This is a genomic window from Mesorhizobium sp. M7A.F.Ca.US.008.03.1.1, from assembly GCF_003997495.1.
Taxonomy (GTDB): Bacteria; Pseudomonadota; Alphaproteobacteria; order Rhizobiales; family Rhizobiaceae; genus Mesorhizobium.
Genome location: NZ_RZRU01000013.1, coordinates 32,268 through 53,629, shown reverse-complemented (window position 1 = coordinate 53,629; position 21,362 = coordinate 32,268). Strand labels below are relative to the sequence as shown.

The 21,362-nt window shown below is 62.7% G+C and carries 22 protein-coding genes; 13 read left to right on the top strand and 9 right to left on the bottom strand.

The annotated features are described in order from the left end of the window. Position 1: 1 nt before the first annotated feature. From EOA16_RS18880 to folE, 3 genes are all read right to left on the bottom strand, one after another. Complete coding sequence (locus EOA16_RS18880; protein ID WP_127259633.1) at positions 2-973, bottom strand: patatin family protein; 972 nt, start codon at positions 971-973, stop codon at positions 2-4. A gap of 84 nt (positions 974-1,057) precedes the next feature. After that, entirely contained in the window at positions 1,058-1,519 is a 462-nt protein-coding gene (gene hisI / locus EOA16_RS18875) for a phosphoribosyl-AMP cyclohydrolase (protein WP_127259632.1), read from the bottom strand. Between the two features lie 112 nt (positions 1,520-1,631). Further along, the gene (gene folE / locus EOA16_RS18870) at positions 1,632-2,267 is read right to left on the bottom strand and encodes a GTP cyclohydrolase I FolE (RefSeq protein ID WP_023810482.1); all 636 of its coding nucleotides are present in this window, start codon (positions 2,265-2,267) and stop codon (positions 1,632-1,634) included. A gap of 239 nt (positions 2,268-2,506) precedes the next feature. Between folE and EOA16_RS18865 the strand changes: the two genes are divergently transcribed. After that, positions 2,507-2,953, top strand: a complete 447-nt coding sequence (locus tag EOA16_RS18865) for an iron-sulfur cluster assembly scaffold protein (RefSeq protein ID WP_127259631.1) — start codon at positions 2,507-2,509, stop codon at positions 2,951-2,953. A 17-nt stretch (positions 2,954-2,970) separates the two neighbouring features. Here the strand turns inward: EOA16_RS18865 and EOA16_RS18860 are convergent, their stop codons facing one another. Then, positions 2,971-3,876: a LysR substrate-binding domain-containing protein gene (locus tag EOA16_RS18860; protein ID WP_127259630.1), complete on the bottom strand. Its 906-nt coding sequence runs from the start codon at positions 3,874-3,876 to the stop codon at positions 2,971-2,973. Between the two features lie 91 nt (positions 3,877-3,967). Between EOA16_RS18860 and EOA16_RS18855 the strand changes: the two genes are divergently transcribed. The 5 genes from EOA16_RS18855 to EOA16_RS18835 all read left to right on the top strand — a co-directional run bounded on the left by EOA16_RS18855 (position 3,968) and on the right by EOA16_RS18835 (position 8,737). Then, entirely contained in the window at positions 3,968-4,126 is a 159-nt protein-coding gene (locus EOA16_RS18855; protein ID WP_127259629.1) for a hypothetical protein, read from the top strand. Between the two features lie 85 nt (positions 4,127-4,211). Next, a complete protein-coding gene (yidD, locus tag EOA16_RS18850) occupies positions 4,212-4,586 on the top strand; it encodes a membrane protein insertion efficiency factor YidD (RefSeq protein WP_127259628.1) in 375 nt (124 codons plus the stop codon). A gap of 148 nt (positions 4,587-4,734) precedes the next feature. Further along, complete coding sequence (gene blaOXA / locus EOA16_RS18845; RefSeq protein ID WP_127259627.1) at positions 4,735-5,562, top strand: class D beta-lactamase; 828 nt, start codon at positions 4,735-4,737, stop codon at positions 5,560-5,562. Positions 5,563-5,737: 175 nt separating this feature from the next. After that, entirely contained in the window at positions 5,738-7,714 is a 1,977-nt protein-coding gene (gene thrS / locus EOA16_RS18840) for a threonine--tRNA ligase (RefSeq protein ID WP_127259626.1), read from the top strand. Between the two features lie 84 nt (positions 7,715-7,798). Beyond that, positions 7,799-8,737 carry a GNAT family N-acetyltransferase gene (locus tag EOA16_RS18835; protein ID WP_127259625.1) on the top strand — a complete coding sequence of 313 codons (939 nt, stop codon included), beginning with the start codon at positions 7,799-7,801 and terminating at the stop codon, positions 8,735-8,737. A 15-nt stretch (positions 8,738-8,752) separates the two neighbouring features. Here EOA16_RS18835 and EOA16_RS18830 read toward each other — a convergent pair whose 3' ends face one another. Then, on the bottom strand, positions 8,753-9,715 hold the full coding sequence (locus EOA16_RS18830) for a hypothetical protein (protein WP_127259624.1): 963 nt from the start codon (positions 9,713-9,715) through the stop codon (positions 8,753-8,755). Between the two features lie 156 nt (positions 9,716-9,871). Here EOA16_RS18830 and EOA16_RS18825 point away from each other — a divergent pair, with 156 nt between their 5' ends. Next, positions 9,872-10,456 (top strand): nitroreductase, encoded by a 585-nt coding sequence (locus EOA16_RS18825; protein WP_127259623.1) that lies wholly within the window; start codon positions 9,872-9,874, stop codon positions 10,454-10,456. After that, positions 10,457-11,065 carry a flavin reductase family protein gene (locus tag EOA16_RS18820; protein ID WP_127259622.1) on the top strand — a complete coding sequence of 203 codons (609 nt, stop codon included), beginning with the start codon at positions 10,457-10,459 and terminating at the stop codon, positions 11,063-11,065. It abuts the gene before it with no gap. Here EOA16_RS18820 and EOA16_RS18815 read toward each other — a convergent pair. Next, positions 11,062-11,943, bottom strand: a complete 882-nt coding sequence (locus tag EOA16_RS18815) for a CoA ester lyase (RefSeq protein WP_127259621.1) — start codon at positions 11,941-11,943, stop codon at positions 11,062-11,064. The genes EOA16_RS18820 and EOA16_RS18815 overlap by 4 nt on opposite strands. A gap of 2 nt (positions 11,944-11,945) precedes the next feature. Continuing rightward, a complete protein-coding gene (locus EOA16_RS18810; RefSeq protein WP_127259620.1) occupies positions 11,946-12,398 on the bottom strand; it encodes a MaoC family dehydratase in 453 nt (150 codons plus the stop codon). Between the two features lie 152 nt (positions 12,399-12,550). Here EOA16_RS18810 and EOA16_RS18805 point away from each other — a divergent pair, with 152 nt between their 5' ends. From EOA16_RS18805 to EOA16_RS18795, 3 genes are all read left to right on the top strand, one after another. Next, positions 12,551-13,675: a DUF2336 domain-containing protein gene (locus EOA16_RS18805; protein WP_127259619.1), complete on the top strand. Its 1,125-nt coding sequence runs from the start codon at positions 12,551-12,553 to the stop codon at positions 13,673-13,675. A gap of 108 nt (positions 13,676-13,783) precedes the next feature. Continuing rightward, positions 13,784-14,092 (top strand): nucleotidyltransferase domain-containing protein, encoded by a 309-nt coding sequence (locus EOA16_RS18800; protein WP_245455976.1) that lies wholly within the window; start codon positions 13,784-13,786, stop codon positions 14,090-14,092. After that, positions 14,085-14,324 (top strand): hypothetical protein, encoded by a 240-nt coding sequence (locus EOA16_RS18795; RefSeq protein WP_127259618.1) that lies wholly within the window; start codon positions 14,085-14,087, stop codon positions 14,322-14,324. The genes EOA16_RS18800 and EOA16_RS18795 overlap by 8 nt, the downstream gene beginning before the upstream one ends. Positions 14,325-14,548: 224 nt before the next feature. Here the strand turns inward: EOA16_RS18795 and EOA16_RS18790 are convergent, their stop codons facing one another. Both EOA16_RS18790 and parE read right to left on the bottom strand, forming a co-directional pair. Next, positions 14,549-16,615: an FUSC family protein gene (locus EOA16_RS18790; protein ID WP_127259617.1), complete on the bottom strand. Its 2,067-nt coding sequence runs from the start codon at positions 16,613-16,615 to the stop codon at positions 14,549-14,551. A gap of 45 nt (positions 16,616-16,660) precedes the next feature. Then, positions 16,661-18,718: a DNA topoisomerase IV subunit B gene (parE, locus tag EOA16_RS18785; protein ID WP_127259616.1), complete on the bottom strand. Its 2,058-nt coding sequence runs from the start codon at positions 18,716-18,718 to the stop codon at positions 16,661-16,663. 238 nt (positions 18,719-18,956) lie between these two features. On the opposite strand from parE, the gene cpaB reads away from it, so the two are divergent. Both cpaB and EOA16_RS18775 read left to right on the top strand, forming a co-directional pair. Beyond that, the gene (gene cpaB, locus EOA16_RS18780; RefSeq protein ID WP_245455975.1) at positions 18,957-19,883 is read left to right on the top strand and encodes a Flp pilus assembly protein CpaB; all 927 of its coding nucleotides are present in this window, start codon (positions 18,957-18,959) and stop codon (positions 19,881-19,883) included. A gap of 32 nt (positions 19,884-19,915) precedes the next feature. Further along, a complete protein-coding gene (locus EOA16_RS18775) occupies positions 19,916-21,361 on the top strand; it encodes a type II and III secretion system protein family protein (RefSeq protein ID WP_127259615.1) in 1,446 nt (481 codons plus the stop codon). The last annotated feature ends 1 nt before the right edge of the window (position 21,362 follow it).

Genomic DNA, 21,362 nt, shown 5'->3' with positions numbered 1-21,362 from the left:
ATCAGGCCAGTACGGTCTGCAGCCGGGTCAGTTCGCCGATCTGTGCCATCGTCGCCTGATAGCCGAGGTTGATCGCCTCGTCGGCGCGGTGGAATTCGGTCAGGCCGATATGGCTGAGCTTCGGCTGCAGCGACATGTCGGGCGGATCGCCGGCAAGCCTGGCGCGCGAAATGCGGTCCTGAATGATGTTGAAGGCCTCGACCATGACGCCGGTGATGCCGAGCCGCGTCTGATGCGACTGGCGCTCGGCGTCGATCTGGCCAGGCCGCGGAGCGTCCTTTTCGACGACCAGTTCGCCGGCGCTGTGCTTGATGACGGCGGCACGGCCGAACAGGTCGTAGTGAAGGTTGACCGCCACGACGAGTGGCTGCTCGTACGCGCGGCAGACCGAAACCGGTACGGGGTTCACCAGCGCGCCGTCGACCAGCACGCGGCCATTGCAATTCACCGGCTCGAACACGCCGGGAAGCGCATAAGAGGCGCGCATGGCGGTGATCAATGAGCCGCTCGACAGCCAGATTTCGTGGCCGGTGCGGATTTCGGAGGTGACCGCGACGAACGGCTTGGCAAGGTCCTCGAAACGAATGCCGGCCATGTGCTCACGCAGCCGGGCGTCGAGCTTCATGCCGCCGAACAGGCCGCTGCCGCGCAAATTGAGATCGAGCAGGCCGAAGATGCGGCGCTTTGTCAGGCTGCGGGCGAATTCTTCGAGCTCGTCCAGTTTGCCGGCGAGATAGCAGCCGCCGACCAGCGCGCCGATCGAGGTACCGGCGATCATCGATACTTCGATGCCGGCTTCGTCGAGCGCACGTAGCACGCCGATATGCGCCCAACCGCGGGCGCAACCGCCACCCAAGGCGAGCGAAATGCCTGTTTTCTTCTGGGAGTTCGTTTCGGACGCGCCGCCTGACGAGGACAGGCCGTTGGCCTCCCTGACATCTGGTCTGTTACGCAATGACGCCCACTCGAGCATCATGATCTCCCTTGTCCCACGGCTACTATACGAGCGGGCCGTATCGAAATGATGAATCTGTGTGCATGGTGTCAGGCAGAAGGTTCAAGCTGATGGTTTCCGATACGTGTTTTCCGCATCGAACAGCGGCTTGCTGCCGTCGAAGGCAAGCGTCCCCTTGCCATCGATCAGCCCCACCGTCCGATAAAAGCATGAACGTCGGCCAGTGTGACAGGTTGCGTCGTGGCCCAACACTTTGACGCGCAACCATATGGCATCCTGGTCACAATCCGTGAGCATCTCGACGACATGCTGAAAATTGCCTGATGTTTCGCCCTTTTTCCAAAGCGCGCTGCGCGAGCGCGACCAGTAGTGGGCGATGCCGGTCTCCAGCGTCAGCGCCAGTGCTTGCGCATTCATATGCGCAACCATCAACAGCATGCCGTCTCCGGCATCGGTGACGACCACCGTGACCAGCCCGGCAGCGTCGAAGCGCGGCGAGAACACCGCGCCTTCCTCAAGCGCTTTCTTGTCTGACGGAGCTTTTGGAAATTCCAGTGCCGACATTGCCGGTCCATTTTCCTCTTTGACCATGATCTCGGGACAAACGGTTTCCGTTTATCCGAGAAAACCGGTCTCCACTTTTCGGGGTCATGGTCTGATGGCCGGCGAGGGCCGATCAGACCCCGCCGCCGCGCACCATGGTGACGAAACGGACCTGCTCTTCGGGCGTGTCCTTGAAAACGCCGGTGAAGGTCGAGGTCAGCGTGGTTGAACCCTGCTTGCGGATGCCGCGCATGGCCATGCACATGTGCTCGGCCTCGATCATGACGGCGACGCCGCGCGGATTGAGCACGTCCTGGATGACGCCGGCGATCTGCGCAGTCAGCGCCTCCTGAGTCTGCAGGCGGTGGGCGAAGATATCGACGACGCGGGCGATCTTGGACAGGCCGACGACCTTGCCGTCCGGAAGGTACCCGACATGCGCCTTGCCGATGATCGGCACCATATGGTGCTCGCAATGCGAATGAAACGTTATGTCCTTGACGATGACCAGGTCATCGTAGCCGGCGACCTCCTCGAATGTGCGGCCGAGCTCGTCCGCCGGGCACATGTCGTAGCCACCGAACATTTCGCGATAGGCCTTTGCCACCCGCTTCGGCGTGTCGACCAGCCCTTCGCGGTCCGGATTGTCGCCGGTCCAGCGCAAAAGCGTGCGCACGGCGGCTTCGACTTCGGCTTCGCTTGGCCGGTCGGTGACCGGCTTTTCCATATAGGCTGACTGTGGCATGAGTTTCTTGATGACGGCATCCATAAAGGCGTCTCCCGTAGTCCCTCTCGGCGGAGGAACGAGTTGAACGGACCACGACCTTTCGGTGTCGGAAACTCGCCTCGTTTCCAGCCCCGTAAGCGGCGTGAACTTCCCGGCAAGGACATTGGCTTCGTCGTTCTTGTCGATACCGGACTGCCAGCATTATATAAGGTCATAGCGAGCGAAAGGAAGACACGACAGCGGCAATCGCTGTTCGCTTGGCGGCGACGGATTGGAAAATAATGATAAACGAGGTCTACAACACGAAAATTCTCGGTTTTGCCGGGAACATTGGCCGCATCGGCCGTCTCGATCATCCTGACGCGACCGCCAAGGCGCACTCCAAGCTATGCGGCTCGACCGTCACCGTCGACCTCAAGATGCAGGACGGCGTGGTCACAGACTTTGCCCATGACGTGAAGGCCTGCGCGCTCGGCCAGGCGTCGTCATCGATCATGGCGCAGCATGTCGTCGGCGCGAGTGCTGAGGAATTGCGAGCGGTGCGCGACACCATGCTGAAGATGCTCAAGGAAAATGGCGCCCCGCCGGACGGCCGCTTTGCGGATCTCAGATATTTGGAGCCGGTGCGCGACTACAAGGCGCGGCACGCTTCGACCATGCTGACTTTCGATGCCGTGGTCGACGCGATCGGCCAAATCGAGAAGAAGCGCGCCGAAGAAGCGGCCTGAGGGCCGATAACCGACCGTTACAGAGCACCTCTGCTTTCGGCAAATTCGCTTCTGAGCCAGTCGGCGAACGCGGCGGCAGGTTCCGAGAGGTCGCGCAGGTTTCTGGCCACCAGCCAATAGGCGCCGGAAGCGACGTCGATATGGAACGGCTTGACCAGCGCGCCGGATGCGATTTCCCCGCCGATCTGCAAGAGATCGCCCAATGCCACGCCATGTCCGAGCAAGGCGGCCTGCTTTGAAAGCGACGCATCCGCCAGCATCGGCCCGCGCGCGGGTATGGCGTCGGCGGGCACGCCGGCCGCTTCGAACCAGCGCGCCCAGCCCTGGCGGTTCTCCTCGTGCAAGAGCGTGTAGCGGCCAAGATCGATCGGCTTCCTGAGGGCGGGGCCAGAAGCAAGCAGCGCCGGCGACAGGACCGGCGAATCGACTGTCGAGGCAAGCCGCTCCGCCTGGCTGCGCGGCCACGAGGTGGCATGCGCGCTGAAGCGCAAGGCAAGCTCCGGCTGATCGCTGCGGAACTCGATCAGCCTTGGATCGACCTCGAGGGAGACGTCGATATCGGGCCGCAATTGGCGAAACCGGTTGAGCCGGGGCACCAGCCACACGGATGCAAGCGACGGCTCGACACTGACGCGCACCACGGACTGCGCCGGCGTTGCCACCAGATCGCCAAGCAAGGTGTCGATGGCGTCGAAACTTCTGACAAGCTGATCCAGCAGACGTCGGCCGGTGTCGGTCAGTTCGACACGGCGATGGTGACGTTCGAACAAGGGTTGATGCAGGAAGATTTCGAGCTCTCGGATCTGCCGGCTGATCGCCGCCTGCGAGACGAAAAGCTCCTCGGCGGCCCGGCTGAAGCTCAGATGCCGGCCCGCCGCCTCAAAACTCCTCAATGCCGTCAGCGGCAGGCGTCCGCGCTTCATTCGCATAACCCAGGATTATCCGAAGTGGAAATTATACTCGTTTGAAGGCGAAGGCCAGCGGCGGTCTAATCGATGTCAAAGGAGACCGATCATGATCCAGTTGCTGAGCATCTTTGGCGATGTCGTGCGGATCGCGACGTTTCAATGGCGTGACGAAAAGCAGTATGCAAAGCGCCGCGAAGAGCCGGCCAGTCGTGACCACTGGGCGCCGTCGACAGACAGGCAGCCGCTTCGCCGTTCCCGTCCGTGATGGCGGGGACACGCAAGGAGCGGGGATTGCGTTCTCCAGCAGAAGTCCACATCTATCGCGTGGGAAACGCGATAAGGAGACTGTGGTGCGCGACCAGCATGGGCATGCGCATATCGTCGGGTCGCAAAAACGCGGCCGCAACTGGCCCGGTCCATGGCGCAAGACGCCAGGCCGTCTTCTCGGTACGTCGCTCGTGCGCCTTTACCAGCTGACGCTGTCGGGCTTTGTCGGCAATTCCTGCCGGCATCTGCCGACTTGTTCGGAATATGCGCATGAGGCGATCGCCCGCCATGGCCTGTGGGCCGGCGGCTGGATGGGATTTTTCCGCGTGCTGCGCTGCGGGCCATTCGGCACGCATGGCATCGACCGCGTGCCGGAAGCCTTGGCGGAGCGCTATATCTGGTTCATGCCCTGGCGGTACTGGCGGATCGGCAGCAAGCGTGGCGAAGCGCAGGGGTGATGGCACCGGTCATGTCCCGGCGGCACTGCACGTTTACGATCCGGTAGGGTTAACACAAGCCTGCACAAAGACTGCGCATTTGAGACAAAATCGAGACAAGAGACCTCGCTAAGCCGCTCGCGAACCCCCTTTCTGGAGCGAGCAGAAAATGCGCAATTTTGACCGTCTTCCCTTCATCTTTGCCGGAATCCTGTTCCTGCTCGCCTGGCTGCTGGGATTTCCGCTGCGTGCGCAATCGGCGCCGCTTGGGGACGTGCAGTGCACCGTGATCTCAGATGCGGCGAGCGGCAAGACGCTCTACCAGGACGGGGTGTGCGACCAGCGGTTCAGCCCGGCATCGACGTTCAAGGTGCCGCTGTCGCTGATCGGTTATGACAGCGGGATCCTGAACGACGAGCACACGCCGAGCTGGGACTACAAGCCGGAGTTCAAGGCGGTGAAGCGGGATCAGAAGACCGTCGATCCGGTGATCTGGGAGCGTGATTCGGTCCTGTGGTTTTCCCGGGAAATCACTCGCCGGCTTGGGTCGCAAAGATTTGCCGGCTATGTCTCGAAATTCGACTACGGCAATTCAGATGTTTCCGGCAACCCCGGCAAAAACGATGGTTTGACCCAGTCCTGGGTGAATTCCTCGCTCAAGATCACGCCGGTCGAGCAGGTCGATTTCCTGCGCAAGCTGCTGGCCCGCAAGCTGCCGGTCTCGGCCAGGGCCTACGACATGACATCAGCCATCATCCCGACGTTCCAGGCCGGAGGCTGGACCGTGCAGGGCAAGACCGGCAGCACCAGGCTGCGCAACGACGCCGACAAGGTCCAGGACAAGCGCTCGCTCGGTTGGTTCGTCGGCTGGGCGAACAAGGATGGCCGCCAGATCGTCTTTGCGCGGCTTGTCGTCGACACCAACCGCACCGATATGCCCAAAGGCCTCAAGACCCGGGCGGCGTTCCTGAAGGATCTGCCGCTCCTCATCAAATGAACGCTGACATCTGAGCCGGGCTTTACGGCGGCGGAATCTGTCCATAAAAGACAGCCGCGCCGGACGCATCCGGCTTTTCCCTATGCATGTCGGAATCCGAAAACCGCCATACACTTTTGGGCGACATGCATTTCAACCACCCGCGCTCGTTTGCGGGACTGGATAGGAGATACACATGCTGAATTCTGTTTCCCTGACATTTCCCGATGGTTCCGTCCGTGAATACGACGCGGCGATGACCGGTGCCGGCCTGGCCGAATCGATCTCGAAGTCGCTGGCCAAAAAGGCCGTAGCCTACTCGATCGACGGCGTGGTGCGCGACCTCAGCGATCCGCTCGGCAAGTCCGGCAAGGTCGAGATCGTCACCCGTGACGACCCGCGCGCACTGGAACTGATCCGCCACGACACCGCACACGTGCTGGCGGAAGCCGTGCAGGAACTGTGGCCGGGAACGCAGGTGACCATCGGGCCGGTGATCGAGAACGGGTTCTATTACGATTTCGCCCGCAACGAGCCGTTCACGCCCGACGATTTTCCGGTGATCGAGAAGAAGATGCGCGAGATCATTGCGCGCAACAAGCCGTTCACCAAGCAAGTCTGGTCGCGCGACAAGGCGAAAAAAGTGTTTGCCGACAAGGGCGAACGCTACAAGCTGGAGCTGATCGACGCCATTCCCGAGGATCAGGATCTCAAGATCTACGCGCAGGGCGACTGGTTTGACCTTTGCCGCGGCCCGCACATGGCCTCGACCGGGCAGATCGGCAACGCCTTCAAGCTGATGAAGGTGGCCGGTGCCTATTGGCGCGGCGATTCGAACAACCCGATGCTGACCCGCATCTACGGCACGGCCTGGGCGGACCAGGCGCAGCTCGAAGCCTACCAGACGATGCTGGAGGAGGCCGAGAAGCGCGACCACAGGAAGATCGGCCGCGAGATGGACCTGTTCCATTTCCAGGAAGAGGGACCGGGCGTCGTCTTTTGGCACGCCAAGGGCTGGAAGATGTTCCAGAACCTGGTCAACTACATGCGCCGCCGCCTCGACGAGCAAGGCTATCAGGAGGTCAACGCGCCGCAGGTGCTCGACAAGAGCCTGTGGGAGACGTCAGGCCACTGGGGTTGGTATCGCGACGCCATGTTCAAGGTGACGGTCGCCGGCGACGATACCGATGACGACCGTGTCTTCGCGCTGAAGCCGATGAATTGTCCGGGCCATGTGCAGATTTTCAAGCATGGGTTGAAGTCTTATCGCGATCTTCCCGTAAAACTTGCGGAATTCGGCAATGTCCACCGCTACGAGCCATCCGGCGCGCTGCACGGGCTGATGCGCGTGCGCGGCTTCACGCAGGACGATGCGCACATCTTCTGCACCGAGGAGCAACTGGCGGCGGAGTGCCTGCGCATCAACGATTTGATCCTGTCGACCTATGCCGATTTTGGTTTTGAAGAAGTCAGCGTCAAGCTGTCGACACGGCCGGACAAGCGCGTCGGCACCGACGAGGCGTGGGATCACGCCGAGGCCATCATGGGCAACGTCCTGGAGACGATAAGGACGCGGTCCGGCAATCGGATCAAGACCTCGATCAATCCGGGTGAGGGCGCCTTCTACGGGCCGAAGTTCGAATATGTGCTGAAGGATGCCATCGGCCGCGAATGGCAGTGCGGCACGACGCAGGTCGACTTCAACCTGCCGGAACGGTTTGGCGCCTTCTATATCGGCTCCGATTCCGAGAAGAAGCAGCCTGTGATGGTGCACCGCGCCATCTGCGGCTCGATGGAGCGCTTCCTCGGCATCCTGATCGAGCACTATTCCGGCCACTTCCCGCTGTGGTTCGCGCCGCTGCAGGTGGTGGTGGCGACGATCACGTCCGATGCCGACGACTATGCGACCGAGGTGGTGGCAAAGCTGAAGGCCACGGGGCTTCTGGCGGAAGCGGATTTGCGCAACGAGAAGATCAACTACAAGGTCCGCGAGCACAGCCTAGCCAAGGTTCCGGTCATCCTCGTCTGCGGCAAGCGCGAGGCGGAAGAGCAGACGGTCAACATGCGCCGGCTGGGCTCGCGCGATCAGGAATCGCTTGGCCTTGACCAGGCGATCGCGCAACTGACCGAGGAAGCGATCACGCCCGACCGCCGGCGCAAACGCGCGGCCTGATCGGTATCGTTTCGACCAAATGGCGGTGGAGCGATCCACCGCCATTTTCATATCCCTGTCACGCCGACCTTGTAACCAGCCCTCATGCTCAAACTGAAATTGCGCGAACGACCCTTTCCCGAGCTTTCCTATGCCAATCCGCGCCAGCCGGCGCTGACGCGCTGGTTCATTCATTCGGTAGAAGGCCTCTCGGGCCGCGACCGCTACACAGCACTTTATGATTTCTGGCGCCGCCAGGTCGTGCCGACCGGCGAGCGCGTGTTCAGCCGCATGCTCGACCTGATCGACGTCCGGGTGCGGACCGCTGACCAGTGGCCGCCTGCACAGTTGCCGGACACGCCGCTGGTGATCGTCGCCAACCATCCGTTCGGTATCGGCGACGGTATCGCCGTGCTGTCGCTGGCCGAGCAGCTCGGCCGTCCGTTCCGGGTCATGATCCACAAGGATCTGCTCAAGATCCGCGAGATGGAGCCTTATTCGCTGCCGATCGACTTTTCCGAGACCAAGGACGCGGTGAAGAACAACATGGCCGTGCGCCATGAGGCGGTGCGGCTGTTGAAAGAGGGCGTCACCATCGTGGTGTTTCCGGCCGGCGGTGTAGCCACCGCGCCAAAAGGTTTTGGCCGGGCGCGCGATCTGCCGTGGAAAATGTTTCCGGCGCGTCTCATTCAGGAAGCAAAAGCGTCGGTCATTCCGATGCATTTTTCCGGGCAGAACGGCAGGCTGTTCCATCTGGTCAGCGGGCCGATGAACATGGCCGAGCGCGACGGCCGGGTGGCGAAATTCGTCGGCAAGGCATCGCTGACGCTGCGCACTTCGCTGCTCATCCATGAATTCGCGCGGCTATCGGGCAGGGCGATCGACGTCCGCGTCGGCGAGGTGCTGGGCTGGAGCGAACTGGAGCCATTGCGCGACCGCAAGGCGTTGCTCGATCGGCTTTATCGCGGCGTGTTCGACCTGGCGCCAGTCGTGGCGCGTCGCCGCATTCCGTTCCTGCCGGCGCGGACCAAGCTGGCGGCTTGATCCAGGAAACGAAGGTTAATCCGCGCCCTCTTCGGGATCCATCGCCGCCGCCTCGGTGGCCAGAACCTCGATCTCCTGATTCTGCCCGGCCACGACCGTAAAATCCTTCTGGTAGATGCGGTCGCGGTTCTTGGCGATGATGGTGTAGTCGCCCTCGGCCAGCACCATCGAGGCGAAGGCGCCGACGGTTTCCTTGATCGGATCGCCGGATTCATTGAGCAGCGACCAGGACGTATCGGCGATCGCCTCGCCACCGGTTTCGCGCACCAGCTTCATCGTGGTTTCGGCGGCGTGATGCTCGACGGTGGCCTCGGTCAGCTTGCCGGCCTCGACGCGGATGTCGGAGCGGATGACCGCATTGACCGCGCCGTAAGTCGAGACGACATGGTAGATGCCGGCGTTGAGCCGCACGACGCTGTTGGGCTCGACATCGGGAATGATCAACGCGCGGTCGCCATTGGCCTCGGCGGTGCCCTCGTAGATCGAAAAGCGCAGCTTCTTCGGTGGAATGCGCACGCCGCCGGACAGCACGGCGTCGAGCTTGAGGCCGCCGGCGTCGAGCACGAGACTTTCGCGCTTTGCGTCCTTGCCGACAGTGATGCGCTTGGTGGCTCCAGCCCGGCCGTAGGAGGCGTGAACCAGATAGCTGCCGGGTTCGAGCTGGAAGACGGCGGTGCCGCCATGGGACGAGGCGACCATCGGCAATTTACCGTTGACGGCTTCGGGCTTGAAGACCCGCCAGACGATGCCGCGCGTGATGTCGGAACCCTTGTCGGTCAACTGGGCGGACAGCGTGATGGCGCCGCCGCCGCTCAGCGCCAGTGACGTCTCGCCTTTCGGCGTCGCATAGCTCGAAATCCCCGGAAGCTTCAGGTCGCTGACACCGTCGACGTTCTGTGCCATGGCGAGCGAAACCGGCGCCATCAACAGCAGGGCGCCGAGCCAGACCAGGAAAAGACGGACAGTCCCCTCAAACATGCCTTGCGTTGAAGCCCATGGCGGTGGCAATTTCAAGGCTTAAGAGTCCGATCGATACGACTCTTCCGTCCGGCGTATCCTGCGCCAATGCCCGATCCGCCCGATTTCCCGATGGTGCGCTTCAGCTCAAACAGAATGTCTAGGAGACTTGCGCCCATGGCGTCGCCGATCATCGATTTCCTGCTGACCCGAAACTCCGCACCGATCCCTGATCTGAAGGAGCCGGCGCCGAGCGATGCGGAGATCGCGACGATGATCACTGCTGCCTCGCGGGTGCCCGACCATGGCCGATTGGAGCCCTGGCGCTTCGTCCTCTACCGTGGTGACGCGCGCGTCGAGATCGGCAGGCAACTGGCAGCCCTTGCCGAGCAGCGGGAGGGGTCCTTGCCGGAGGGCCGCCGCAACCAGGAACTGGCGCGGTTCTCGCGCGCGCCGCTGGTGATCGGCGTCGTGTCTATTCCCAGGGAGAACCCAAAAATCCCGCAATGGGAAATGTTCTTGTCGGGCGGCATGGCGGCGATGAACCTGATGATAGCAGCCAACGCGCTGGGCTATGGCACCAACATGATCAGCAACTGGTATTCGGATGTGCCGGAGGGCAGGGCGCTGCTGGGGCTGGCGCCGCAGGAGCGGGTCATCGGCTTCATCCATATCGGCTCATATGCCGGCCCGGCGCCTGAGCGGCCGCGACCCGATCCGGCTAAGCTTTACGGCGATTATTCGGGGCCGTGGGCGGGCTGAATGTTTTACGAGCCTTCAAAGGGCCACGGCCTGCCGCACGACCCTTCGAAGGCGATCGTGGCGCCGCGTCCGATCGGCTGGATTTCGACACTGAACAGGGCTGGTGAGATCAACCTCGCTCCATACTCCTTCTTCAATGCCGTTTCGACGCGGCCTTTCATCGTCTGGTTCTCCTCCGAGGGCGAGAAGGACAGCGCCTCCTTCGCCCAGGAAACCGGCGAGTTCGTCGCCAATCTCGTCAGCCGCGATCTCGCGGAGAAGATGAACCGCACATCGGTCAATGCTCCGCGCGGCGTCAACGAGTTCGTCTATGCCGATCTCGCCATGGCGCCGTCGCGTCTCGTCGGGCCGCCGCGCGTGGCGGCGGCGCCTGCCGCGCTCGAATGCCGGGTGACGGAAGTCTTTCGGCCAAAGGCGCTGGACGGGTCGCCGACAAGTGCGGTCGTCGTCGCCGGTGAAGTGGTCGGCGTGCACATCGACGATGCCTTTCTGACGGACGGCCTGTTCGACATCACCAAGGCCGGCAATGTCGCCCGTCTCGGCTATATGGACTATGCCAGCGTCGACGAGGTGTTTTCGATGCGCCGGCCGCGCTGGGACAAGGACTAACCCAAAACTCCTGCCGCCTTCGCACGCGCCAGAAGCCGCTCCGCCAGCCGCAGGTGCGGGCGGTCAAACATCTTGCCGTCGATGCCGACGACACCGGGATTTCCCGCTGCCGCGAACGCGGCGACGATTGCCGCCGATTGTCTCACCGCCTCGGCCGACGGCGTGAAGGCGGCGTTGATGACCGGCACCTGATCGGGGTGGATCGCCATCTTGCCGGTGAAGCCATCGCGCTCGGCCTCGGTGCATTCCGCTTGGAAGGCCGTCATGTCGCGAAAATTCGGGAAGACGGTGTCGATCGCCGCGACCTCCGCCGCGCCAGCGGCGAGTATGGTCATCGTGCGAGCGTGGCGGAACACGTCCGTGTAGCGGCCATGCTCGTCGCGGGCCGTGCGCGAGCCGATCGCCGCCGACAGGTCTTCCGCGCCCCAGGTGAGGCCGGCAAGCCGCGCGCTCGTCCCGGCATAGGTCGCCGCCGCCAGCACGCCTGCCGGCGTTTCGGTGATGATCGGCAGGATCTTGATCGCGCCGTCGGCCAGACCGTTTTCGGCCTCGCGCACCCTGAGCTTTGCAGAGAGGTGCTGCACATCCTGGCCGCTGTTCGACTTGGGCAGCATGATGCCGTCGGGTTTCGCCGGAACCAGCGCCGCCAGATCATCATCGGTCAACCCGGTAGACAGGTCGTTGACCCTGACATAGATCGCCGAGCCGGTTTGCGCCCTGTGTTCCGCAATGAAGCGCGCCGCCACCTCGCGCACCGGCGCCTTGTTGTGCGGCGCCACGGAATCTTCAAGGTCGACGATGACCACGTCGGCGCCGGCACCAAAACCCCTTTCCAGCTTCCTCTGCGAATCGCCCGGAACGAACAGCAGCGAGCGCATGATCAAGCCGCCTTCTTCAGCATCATCGCTTGCCTCGTGCATTTGGCGACGAGATCGCCATGCTGGTTGTAGGCGCGATGCTCGAATTCGACGATGCCGCGATCGGGTTTCGACTTGGACTCGCGCGCCGAGATAACCGTGGTTTCGACCCGGATTGTGTCGCCATGGAAGACCGGATGCGGAAACACGGTTTCCTTCATGCCGAGATTGGCCACCGTGGTGCCGACGGTGATGTCGTTGACCGAGATGCCGATCATCAGCCCGAGCGTGAACAGCGAATTGACCAACGGCTTGCCCCATTCGCTCTTGGCGGCGAAATCGAAGTCGATGTGCAGCGGCTGCGGGTTCAGCGTCATCACCGAAAACAGCATGTTGTCGCTTTCGGTGACGGTCTTGCGCAGCGTGTGCTGGAAGACATGGCCGACGACGAACTCTTCGAGATAAAGTCCGGCCATTTCTTTCTCCTCCAGGTGCTTGACGGTTGATAGGCGCTGCAAATCAGCCTCGCAAGCCAGTTAATGAACATGGTGAACGGTTCGTAAACCAATTCTGCCTACGGTCGTCAGTGGGGTCAGAAGCTTCCGGCAAGGGGCGTAAGCAGACGGGCATGGTTGTTGTTTCGCATTTCCTGAAATGGATCTACACGGCCAAGGTATCGGAGCGCGCCGCGGCGGCGAGCGCTCTGGCCCGGGCCTACATCAATTCCGAATTGCCTTTCGAGGACCGCTGCGCCGCCGAGGCGGCGCTGACGCTGTTGCTCGACGATGCCTCGTCGAAGGTGCGGCTGGCGATGGCCGAGGCGCTGTCGATGAGCCACCACGCGCCAATGCAGATCATCAGCGTGCTGGCCTCCGACCAGCCGGAAGTCGCCGGCGTGGTGCTGGCGCGCTCGCCGCTGCTCACCGACGCCGACCTGATCAACCGCGTGGCCTCAAGTCCGAAGGCGACACAGAAATTGATCGCCGACCGGCCACTCGTCTCGATGGCGCTGTCGGCGGCCATCGCCGAGATCGGCGAGGCGGACGCTTGCGCCGTGCTACTCGCCAACAGTGGCGCCGACATCGCCTCGCTCAGCTTCCGCCGCATGGCCGAACGGCATGGGCACCTGCCGCTGGTGCGCGAGGCGCTGATATCGGATATCAGGCTGCCGGCCGACTGCCGGCATATGCTGCTCGTCAAGCTTGGCGAAATGTTGAAAACGTCGCCACTGGTGATGGCGATGATGGGCGCGGCGCGAGCCGACCGCGTCATGCGCGATGCCTGCGTCAAGGCTTCGGTGACGCTGATCGAAGGCACGCGCACGGAAGAACATGCGGCCCTGATCGAGCATCTCAGGCTGCGTGGCGACCTCACCGCAAGCTTCCTCATCCGCACCATCGCGCATGGCAAGGTCGATTTCTTCGGCTCGGCGCTGGTTGCGCTCAGCCAACAGTCCGAACAACGTGTGAGGGCGCTGCTGGCCGGAGGGCACGACGTGGCCTTGCAGGCATTGTTCCGCAGCGCCGGGCTCGCCGGCGCTACGCACGCCGTCATCCTGCGTGCGCTGAAGATCTGGCGCGAGGTCGCCAACGGCAAGCGCGTCGCTGGTGTGCAGGAGGTAAGCTGGCTGATGCTCAAGGAAGTGGGCGGTCAATCCGCCGAGGGTGATCTCGCCGCCTTGGTCAAGTCGATCCATCTCGACGCGCTGCGCGAAAATGCGCGCGGCCACGCGCTGGCGATAGCGGCGGCTTAACTTGGGCTCCTTTTGACGGCTAGACGGTTTCGATGCCATTGCGTTGTCGGCGTAAAAAATTGGTATTATGTTTTGAGCATGCGCCATCCATCCTCAAAGCGTCTCACGGTGCCGGCCGAGATCAAGCCGCTGATCGATAAAATCCGGGTTCGCCTGAACCCTGATTCTATCTGGCTATTCGGCAGCCGAGCACGGGGCGACAATCGACCCGATAGCGACTGGGATATTCTCGTTGCTTTGCCGGATGATGCTAGGCCGGAACTACTGGATCCGCTCATTGGCTGGGAAATCCAGCACGAAATCGGAATTCCAGCGACAATCCTGTCCACTACATCGAGCGCTTTGGCTGCAAGCTGGGATTCGCGAAATACGATCGCGTATGATGTTGCTCGGGACGGGCGTCGACTGGATGTCTGACCAGTGGACCATCGCCAGCGCGCTTCGATTGGCGAACGGCTGTATCAGCGATGCACGCACTCTGGCTGCATCAGGGTCTCGCAACGCCGCCTATCTCAGTCAACAGGCGATTGAGCAGATAATCCGGGCGTTGGCGACCTCGGAGGCTATTCACATCGAACGTCATGATGCACATCAGCTGGACAAGATTGTGAGGCGATTTCCGGACGATCACGCCGAGAAACGGCGTTGAAGTCACTGGTTTGGCTGGAGGCGTATGCGACCACTTTCAGATATACGTTGCCTTCCGGCCAGATACCTCGTGCGCCTGACAAGGCAAAGCTTCAGGAAGCCATAGACAATATCTCGAGCCTTATCGTACGGGTCGCGGAGCACTTCAAGGTCGATCTTGACGATGAATCAAAGCCGGCCCAGACGGGAACGCCTATGCGCAGATCCAGCCAGCGCTGACATTCGCTAAAGCCTGTTGCTAGCGAAAAACTCCGGAAAATCCTCCATCGCGGCGGCGATAATGCGCAACGATGCCGCGATCTGCAGCAATTCGCCGGTACCGTTTCGTTGGGCAATGCTCGCCGCATATTGCCGGGCGACGGTGACGGTTGAGGTCTGCGGATCGCCGGGGGCGCGGAAGAGCAGTTCGCGCGCCAGCCCCTTCAGGAAGTTGGCGATCGAAAGCGCGGTCTCGGATGGGATGGCATGGCTTTGGCTCGCATCGCGCAGCCGAAGGACCTCCAGGCCGACGGTGACGGCGGCGACGCCGCCGCCCAGAACCGCATCGCCCTTCTGACCGGCATTCTGCACCAGCGGCATCAACTGGTTGATGCGGTCGTAGGCGAGGCTCTCGAAGGCCGACCGCCTCGGCACCCGCTCATGCAGGCAAAGCCGCGCCAGATCCTCGCGCATGGCGCGCACGATGCGGTTGGCCGCGAGCCATGGATCGGCTGGCAGCACGACGATGAAGACACCGATCGCCAGCAGGATGCCGACAAGGATCGACGCCGAACCGGCGAAGAAGGGCCCGGGATCGTAGGTCATCGCCTGGTGCGGACTGAGGAAGGCGAGGAAGTTGATGGCGAAGGCTGTCGCCACGCCGACATAGCGTGGATTGGCCATGGCCAGTGCCGTCGGTACAAGGATGGGCACGACAAACAGCGTGAACCAGCCGAAGCCGGGCAGGGCAGGCAATGCGATCTGACCGACGAAAAAGGCAAACGGCAGCGCCAGAAGCGTTCCCTTGAAGAAACCCCAGGCGACCTGCACAGGGTCGGGGCGAGCAGCAAACAGGCTCGATACGACAGCAACGAGAATGACCGTGCCGGCGGCTTCCGACCATTTCGTCGTCAGCCAGAAGGCCGCGACCAGCAGCGTGGCAAGCGCAGCGCGCACCGCGTTGCGCGATGCGCCGGCGTAATCGCGATGCACCACCAGAGCGGGCTGCCTGCTGCCCCTGGCCGGGCGCGTGGCAGGCGCGCGCAGGGCGTCGAGGCCGCGCAGCACCTGCTTGAGCGCATCGGCGAAATCGGCGGCAATGGTCAGGCGGGTGATAGTGCCGACCCTGTCGTCGCCCTGATCGGTCGAGGCATCGGGCATTTGCCGGGCCTTGGCGGAGATGGTGTCGAGCCGCGCCACCCAAGGCGTGGTGTCATCCAGCGCGCCGGGCTTCGTGGCCAGCTCGCTGACCAGCGACTGCAGTTCCGAGCGCACGGGAATGAGCGCAGCATTCTTCGGAGCGGCGTGCGAATGCAGCGCACGTGCCGCCGAGAGCGCGGAGAGCAGTTGTCCGATGGTGCGCCGGACCGGATGGGCGCGCGGCGCGAAGCTCGGCGCCTCGAGCCTGGCATAGGCGCGCATCTCGCCAAGCGTCTGGGTATCGGTGACCAGCTTTCGGTGCAGCGCGGACAGTGTTGCTGGGTCGCCGCCGGAGAACGCGCCGCCGGCATAGGTGGCAAGATCGAGGATGCAGCGTTTCAGGCGCGAAATGATGGCGTTGCTGGCCAGTTTCGGCAGGATCAGCCGGCTGGTCAGGCCGGCGCAGACAATGCCGAGCACGATCTCGGCGCAACGGGCGACCGCAAGGTCGACGACGAGGTGCGGCTGTCCGAAGGCAGGCAGGCCGATGATCATTGCGGTGTAGCCGGCAAGCGCTGCGCCATAGGCTTCCGGATTGCGCAGCAGCGACGAGACGAAGGTGCAGATGCCGATCCAGACGGCAAGCACAGTCACCAGCACCCAAGGGCCGGTGCCAAATGTGGTGGTGATGCCGATCGCGGCCAAGCCGCCGACCAGCGTGCCGAGCAGCCGGTAGAAGCCCTTCGCCAGCACCATGCCGGCAACCGGCTGGGCGACGATGAACACCGTCATCATGGCCCATTGCGGATGGTCGAGCTTCAACGCATAGGCGGCCAGCAACGCGATCAGGCCGGCTGAAACGGTGCGCAAGGCAAAAATCCAGTCGGAGCGCGTCGGTTGCGTCAATCCGGCTAAACTCGTCTCGAAATAGCCTTTCAACCGCGCCCAGGTCACATGCTCGTCTCCGCAACTGGAGCCTTGTTATGGACCGGCTGGCGGCTAGATATCCAGCACTTCCGCCGCGGCGAATTCGGCGCGTTCCTGGATGAAGCGGAAACGGGCTTCCGGTTTGGTGCCCATCAGTTCATCGACCCTGTCCTTGGTGGCTGAATCGATTTCGTTCACATCGACCCTGAGCAGCGTGCGCTTCCTCGGATCCATGGTGGTTTCCTTGAGCTGGGCGGCCATCATCTCGCCCAGGCCCTTGAAGCGGCCCAGTTCCACCTTGCCGCGCCCGGTGAATTCGGTGCGCAGGAGCTCGTCCTTGTGCGCGTCGTCGCGGGCATAGGCGACCTTGCCGCCTTGCCTGATCGAGTAAAGCGGCGGCACGGCGAGGTAAAGGTGGCCGCCGCGCACCAGCGCCGGCATCTCCTGGTAGAAGAAGGTGATCAGCAGCGAGGCGATGTGGGCGCCGTCGACATCTGCGTCGGTCATGATGATCACGCGGTCGTAGCGCAGATCTTCATCGCGGTACTTTGAACGCGTACCGCAGCCGAGCGCCTGGATCAGGTCCGAAATCTGCTGGTTGGCCGCCAGCTTGTCGTTGCCGGCGCTGGCGACGTTGAGGATCTTGCCGCGCAACGGCAGCACCGCCTGGCTGGCGCGGTCGCGCGCCTGCTTGGCTGAGCCGCCGGCCGAGTCACCTTCGACGATAAACAGTTCTGCACCGGCCGCGGCATTCTGCGTGCAGTCGGCGAGCTTGCCCGGCAGCCGCAGTTTGCGCACCGCGCTCTTGCGCGACACCTCTTTTTCCTGCCGTCGGCGCACCCGCTCGTCGGCACGCGCGATCACCCATTCGAGCAGCTTCGACGCTTCTTGCGGATTGTCGGCCAGCCAATGGTCGAACGGATCGCGGATCGCGGTCTCGACAATTCGAATTGCCTCGATCGTCGCAAGCCTGTCCTTGGTCTGGCCGACGAATTCTGGCTCGCGGATGAACACCGACAGCATGCCCGCCGCCGAGATCATGACGTCTTCCGAGGTGACGATCGAGGCGCGCTTGTTGCCGACAAGATCGGCATAGGCGCGCAGGCCCCGCGTCAGCACGTTGCGGAAGCCGGCCTCGTGGGTGCCGCCTTCGCCGGTCGGGATGGTGTTGCAGTAGGAATTGATGAAGCCGTCACCGCCGAACCAGGTCACCGCCCATTCGATCGAGCCGTGGCCGCCCTGTTTCTCGCTCTTGCCGGCGAAAATCTCGCGAGTCACCTGGAAGTCGTCGCCGAGCGATGCCTTGAGATAATCCTTCAGGCCGCCGGGAAAATGGAATTCAGCCTTGGCCGGCGTCTGGTCTTTTTCCTTGATCAGCGCCGGATCGCAGGTCCAGCGAATCTCGACGCCACCAAACAGATAGGCTTTCGAGCGCGTCATGCGGTAGAGCCGCGCCGGTTCGAACGCCGCGCCCTTGCCGAAAATCTGCTCGTCGGGGTGGAAGCGGATCTTTGTGCCGCGCCGGTTGTGGACCTCGCCCAACTGTTCCAGGCCGGTCACGGGAACGCCGCGCGAGAATTTTTGCCGATAGAGTTGCCGTCCCCGCGCGACCTCGACCTCGAGATGGTCCGACAGCGCGTTGACCACGGACACGCCGACGCCATGCAGGCCGCCTGATGTCTCGTAAACCTTGGAGTCGAATTTGCCGCCCGAATGCAGCGTCGTCATGATCACTTCAAGCGCCGGCTTCTTGAACTTCGGGTGCGGATCGATCGGGATGCCGCGGCCATTGTCGGTCACGGCGAGATAGCCGTCGGCCGAGAGCTCTACATCGATGAAGGTGGCATGGCCGGCAACCGCTTCGTCCATCGAATTGTCGATGACCTCGGCGAACAGATGGTGCATCGCCTTGTCGTCGGTGCCGCCGATATACATGCCTGGCCGGCGGCGCACCGGCTCCAGCCCTTCCAGCACCTCGATGTCGGCGGCGCTATAGCCCTCGCTGCCGTCCTTGGTCGAGGCAGGACGCTTGGTGGCTTGCACCACCAGTGGATCGGCTGGGCGCGCAGGGGTACGCACCGGCTGCGGCTGCTTGTCCATATTGCCGAAGAGATCGTTATTGTCGTCCATGCCTGCCATAGGTTCCGGTGCTGCGAATCACCTCACGATACTGCCACGCTTTTCAGCGCCAAGCGACCGAGGTTCCTGTTCCGTTCGGGGATCTGGCCCCTCTTACCCCAAAACCATTCGATAACCAAGTCGGCGGAAATAGATCCGATACCAACGCTCGGGATTCCTGATTCTTTAACAATGCCGCCTAGCGTGAGCCCAACAAAATAAGAAACGGCAGGCATCAGGGGTTTTCGGCGTGAGGGGCAAGGCCATATCGATGATCGGCATCGCCGCCGTTTTCGGGGCGATCTCGATCTTTGCCGCGGATTTCTGGGTCAAAAGCCAGGCCAAGGCCGATTCCGAAGAGAAGACGTCGTCGATCCCGGCACCTATTGTGCCGAAGGTCGAGTTCAAGACCATCGTGGTGGCGAATGCCCCATTGCGCTACGGCATGGCGCTCGACCGCGCGCAGCTCAGCGAAATCCCGTGGTCGCAAGGGTCTGTGCCGCAGGGCGCCTTCACCACCATCAATGCGTTGCTTGCCGAGGGCAGCCGCGTGGTGCTGTCGCCGATCGAGGTCAACGAACCGGTGCTGCTGACCAAGCTGTCCGGTCCGAACGGCCGCGCGACACTCTCCAACATGATGACGCCCGGAATGCGGGCGGTCACCATCCGCACCGACGAGATCGCCGGTGTCGGCGGCTTCGTCACGCCCGGTGACCGCGTTGACGTGGTGCTGACGCGCGATGCCGGTGAAATTCAGGAAGTGGCCAAGAATGCGCAAGGGGCCGCCGGCTCTACCATCACCTCCGAGATCGTCGTCGCCGACGCCAAGGTGCTGAGCGTCGGGCAGGGCGCCGACGAACGCCAGACGACGCCGCAGATTTCCAATTCGGTGACCATCGAGGTGACGACAGACGGCGCGCAGAAAGTGGCGCTGGCCCGCACCGTCGGCACCTTGTCGCTGTCGCTCCGGTCCGCCAGCGAAGGCGGTGACGGCAAGAACGGCGTCACCACCATCTCCTCCTTCGGTGGATCGGTCGCCTCGAATGTGCAGGCCGCGGCCGGCTCGTTGCTCGAAGCCGTCACCAAGGAGCCAGAGAAACCGAAGTTCAAGACGGTGATCGTGACGCGCGGCACAAAGGCCGAGGAATACCAGGTTCCTTCGCGGGACCAGAAATAGAAGCCAGTGGGGACTGGGTGAGGGACGGGACAATGTTCGGGCTGATCGCATATCGGGTCATGGGACGGTTGCGCGTTTTGCGCACCGTGTCTGTCGCGGCTTCGCTGGCTGCTGCCGCGATGCTGGCCTTCGGCGCCTCGGCGAGGGCGGACAACGACATCGTCTATGTGTCGTCGACCAAGAATGCGTCGATCAAGGTTGCCAAGGGCAAGCCGAAGACGATCATGACCAGTGCCGCCTTCTACCAGATCGTCATCGGCGACCCGGAGATCGCCAACGTCAATCCGCTGACCGACAAATCCTTCTATGTGCTTGGCAACAATCTCGGCACCACCGGCATTGCGCTGTTCGATGAGAAAAAGCAGCTTGTCGGCACTGTCGACATCGAGGTGACGCTCGACACCGACCAACTGGCCAGCACCATTCGCGCCAGCGTGCCGGATGCCAGGATCAAGGTCGGATCGGCCAATGGCCGGGTCGTGCTGTCGGGCGAGGCGGATGACGCGGTCGCAGCTGAAAAGGCAAACAAGATCGCGACGCGCTTTTCCGGCACCGAGGAGGTCATCAACTCGGTCAACATCTCGTCGTCGCAGCAGGTCCAGCTCAACGTCCGCTTTGTCGAGATCAACCGCCAGGCGGGCCAGGATCTGGGTGCCAAATACGCCGCCAATTTTGCCTATGGCCTTGGTGGCCGCGACGTCTCTCTTGATCCGGGTACAGTGCCGACGGCCGGCACTGGCGAAATCATCGGTCGGCTTTTGTCGAACGGCGTGTCGATCGATATCGCCATCAAGGCACTGGAGGAACGCGGTCTTGCCCGTCGGTTGGCCGAGCCGAACCTGATCGCCCGGTCCGGCCAGACGGCGAGCTTCCTCGCCGGCGGCGAGTTCCCGATCCCGGTCTCCGAGGACAACGGCAAGATCTCTGTCAGCTACAAGAAATACGGCGTCAGCCTGGATTTCACGCCGACCGTCCTCAAGGATGGGCTGGTCAGCCTGGACATCGCGCCGGAAGTCTCCTCGATCGACGCGTCTGCCTCCTACAACATAGGCACCATCTCGGTTCCCGGCTTCATCGTGCGCCGTGCCCGGACGTCGGTCGACCTGAAGAACGGCCAGAGCTTCATGATCGCTGGACTGCTGCAGTCGCAAAACGACATCACCACGTCGCGCATTCCTGGGCTCGGCAAGATGCCGGTGCTTGGGGCGCTGTTTTCGTCGAAATCCTATCAGCGGCGCGAGACCGATCTGGTCATCATCGTAACGCCCTATCTGGTCAAGCCGGTCGATCCGTCGAAGAAGCTCGTCGAGCCGACAGATGGCACGCAGCCGGCCAGCAACGCCGACTATTTTCTCAACAACACCGAGGAAGTGAAGGGCGCCGATGCCGGTCGCACCGTGGCGCTGGCAGACGGCCGCGTCACTCAACCTGCAGCGGCCGCTTCGGCTGGGCATTTCCTCGACCTGCCGAAGGATTGAA

What these genes read in the sequence shown, in the direction of transcription:
- EOA16_RS18820 (WP_127259622.1), top strand. Translation starts at nt 10,457, where the DNA reads ATGTTTTACGAGCCTTCAAAGGGCCACGGCCTGCCGCACGACCCTTCG.
- EOA16_RS18855 (WP_127259629.1), top strand. Translation starts at nt 3,968, where the DNA reads ATGATCCAGTTGCTGAGCATCTTTGGCGATGTCGTGCGGATCGCGACG.
- thrS (WP_127259626.1), top strand. Translation starts at nt 5,738, where the DNA reads ATGCTGAATTCTGTTTCCCTGACATTTCCCGATGGTTCCGTCCGTGAA.
- EOA16_RS18835 (WP_127259625.1), top strand. Translation starts at nt 7,799, where the DNA reads ATGCTCAAACTGAAATTGCGCGAACGACCCTTTCCCGAGCTTTCCTAT.
- EOA16_RS18830 (WP_127259624.1), bottom strand. Translation starts at nt 9,715, where the DNA reads ATGTTTGAGGGGACTGTCCGTCTTTTCCTGGTCTGGCTCGGCGCCCTG.
- parE (WP_127259616.1), bottom strand. Translation starts at nt 18,718, where the DNA reads ATGGACGACAATAACGATCTCTTCGGCAATATGGACAAGCAGCCGCAG.
- folE (WP_023810482.1), bottom strand. Translation starts at nt 2,267, where the DNA reads ATGGATGCCGTCATCAAGAAACTCATGCCACAGTCAGCCTATATGGAA.
- EOA16_RS18880 (WP_127259633.1), bottom strand. Translation starts at nt 973, where the DNA reads ATGCTCGAGTGGGCGTCATTGCGTAACAGACCAGATGTCAGGGAGGCC.
- EOA16_RS18795 (WP_127259618.1), top strand. Translation starts at nt 14,085, where the DNA reads ATGTCTGACCAGTGGACCATCGCCAGCGCGCTTCGATTGGCGAACGGC.
- EOA16_RS18860 (WP_127259630.1), bottom strand. Translation starts at nt 3,876, where the DNA reads ATGAAGCGCGGACGCCTGCCGCTGACGGCATTGAGGAGTTTTGAGGCG.
- EOA16_RS18815 (WP_127259621.1), bottom strand. Translation starts at nt 11,943, where the DNA reads ATGCGCTCGCTGCTGTTCGTTCCGGGCGATTCGCAGAGGAAGCTGGAA.
- hisI (WP_127259632.1), bottom strand. Translation starts at nt 1,519, where the DNA reads ATGTCGGCACTGGAATTTCCAAAAGCTCCGTCAGACAAGAAAGCGCTT.
- EOA16_RS18865 (WP_127259631.1), top strand. Translation starts at nt 2,507, where the DNA reads ATGATAAACGAGGTCTACAACACGAAAATTCTCGGTTTTGCCGGGAAC.
- EOA16_RS18805 (WP_127259619.1), top strand. Translation starts at nt 12,551, where the DNA reads ATGGTTGTTGTTTCGCATTTCCTGAAATGGATCTACACGGCCAAGGTA.
- EOA16_RS18810 (WP_127259620.1), bottom strand. Translation starts at nt 12,398, where the DNA reads ATGGCCGGACTTTATCTCGAAGAGTTCGTCGTCGGCCATGTCTTCCAG.
- EOA16_RS18775 (WP_127259615.1), top strand. Translation starts at nt 19,916, where the DNA reads ATGTTCGGGCTGATCGCATATCGGGTCATGGGACGGTTGCGCGTTTTG.
- EOA16_RS18825 (WP_127259623.1), top strand. Translation starts at nt 9,872, where the DNA reads ATGGCGTCGCCGATCATCGATTTCCTGCTGACCCGAAACTCCGCACCG.
- blaOXA (WP_127259627.1), top strand. Translation starts at nt 4,735, where the DNA reads ATGCGCAATTTTGACCGTCTTCCCTTCATCTTTGCCGGAATCCTGTTC.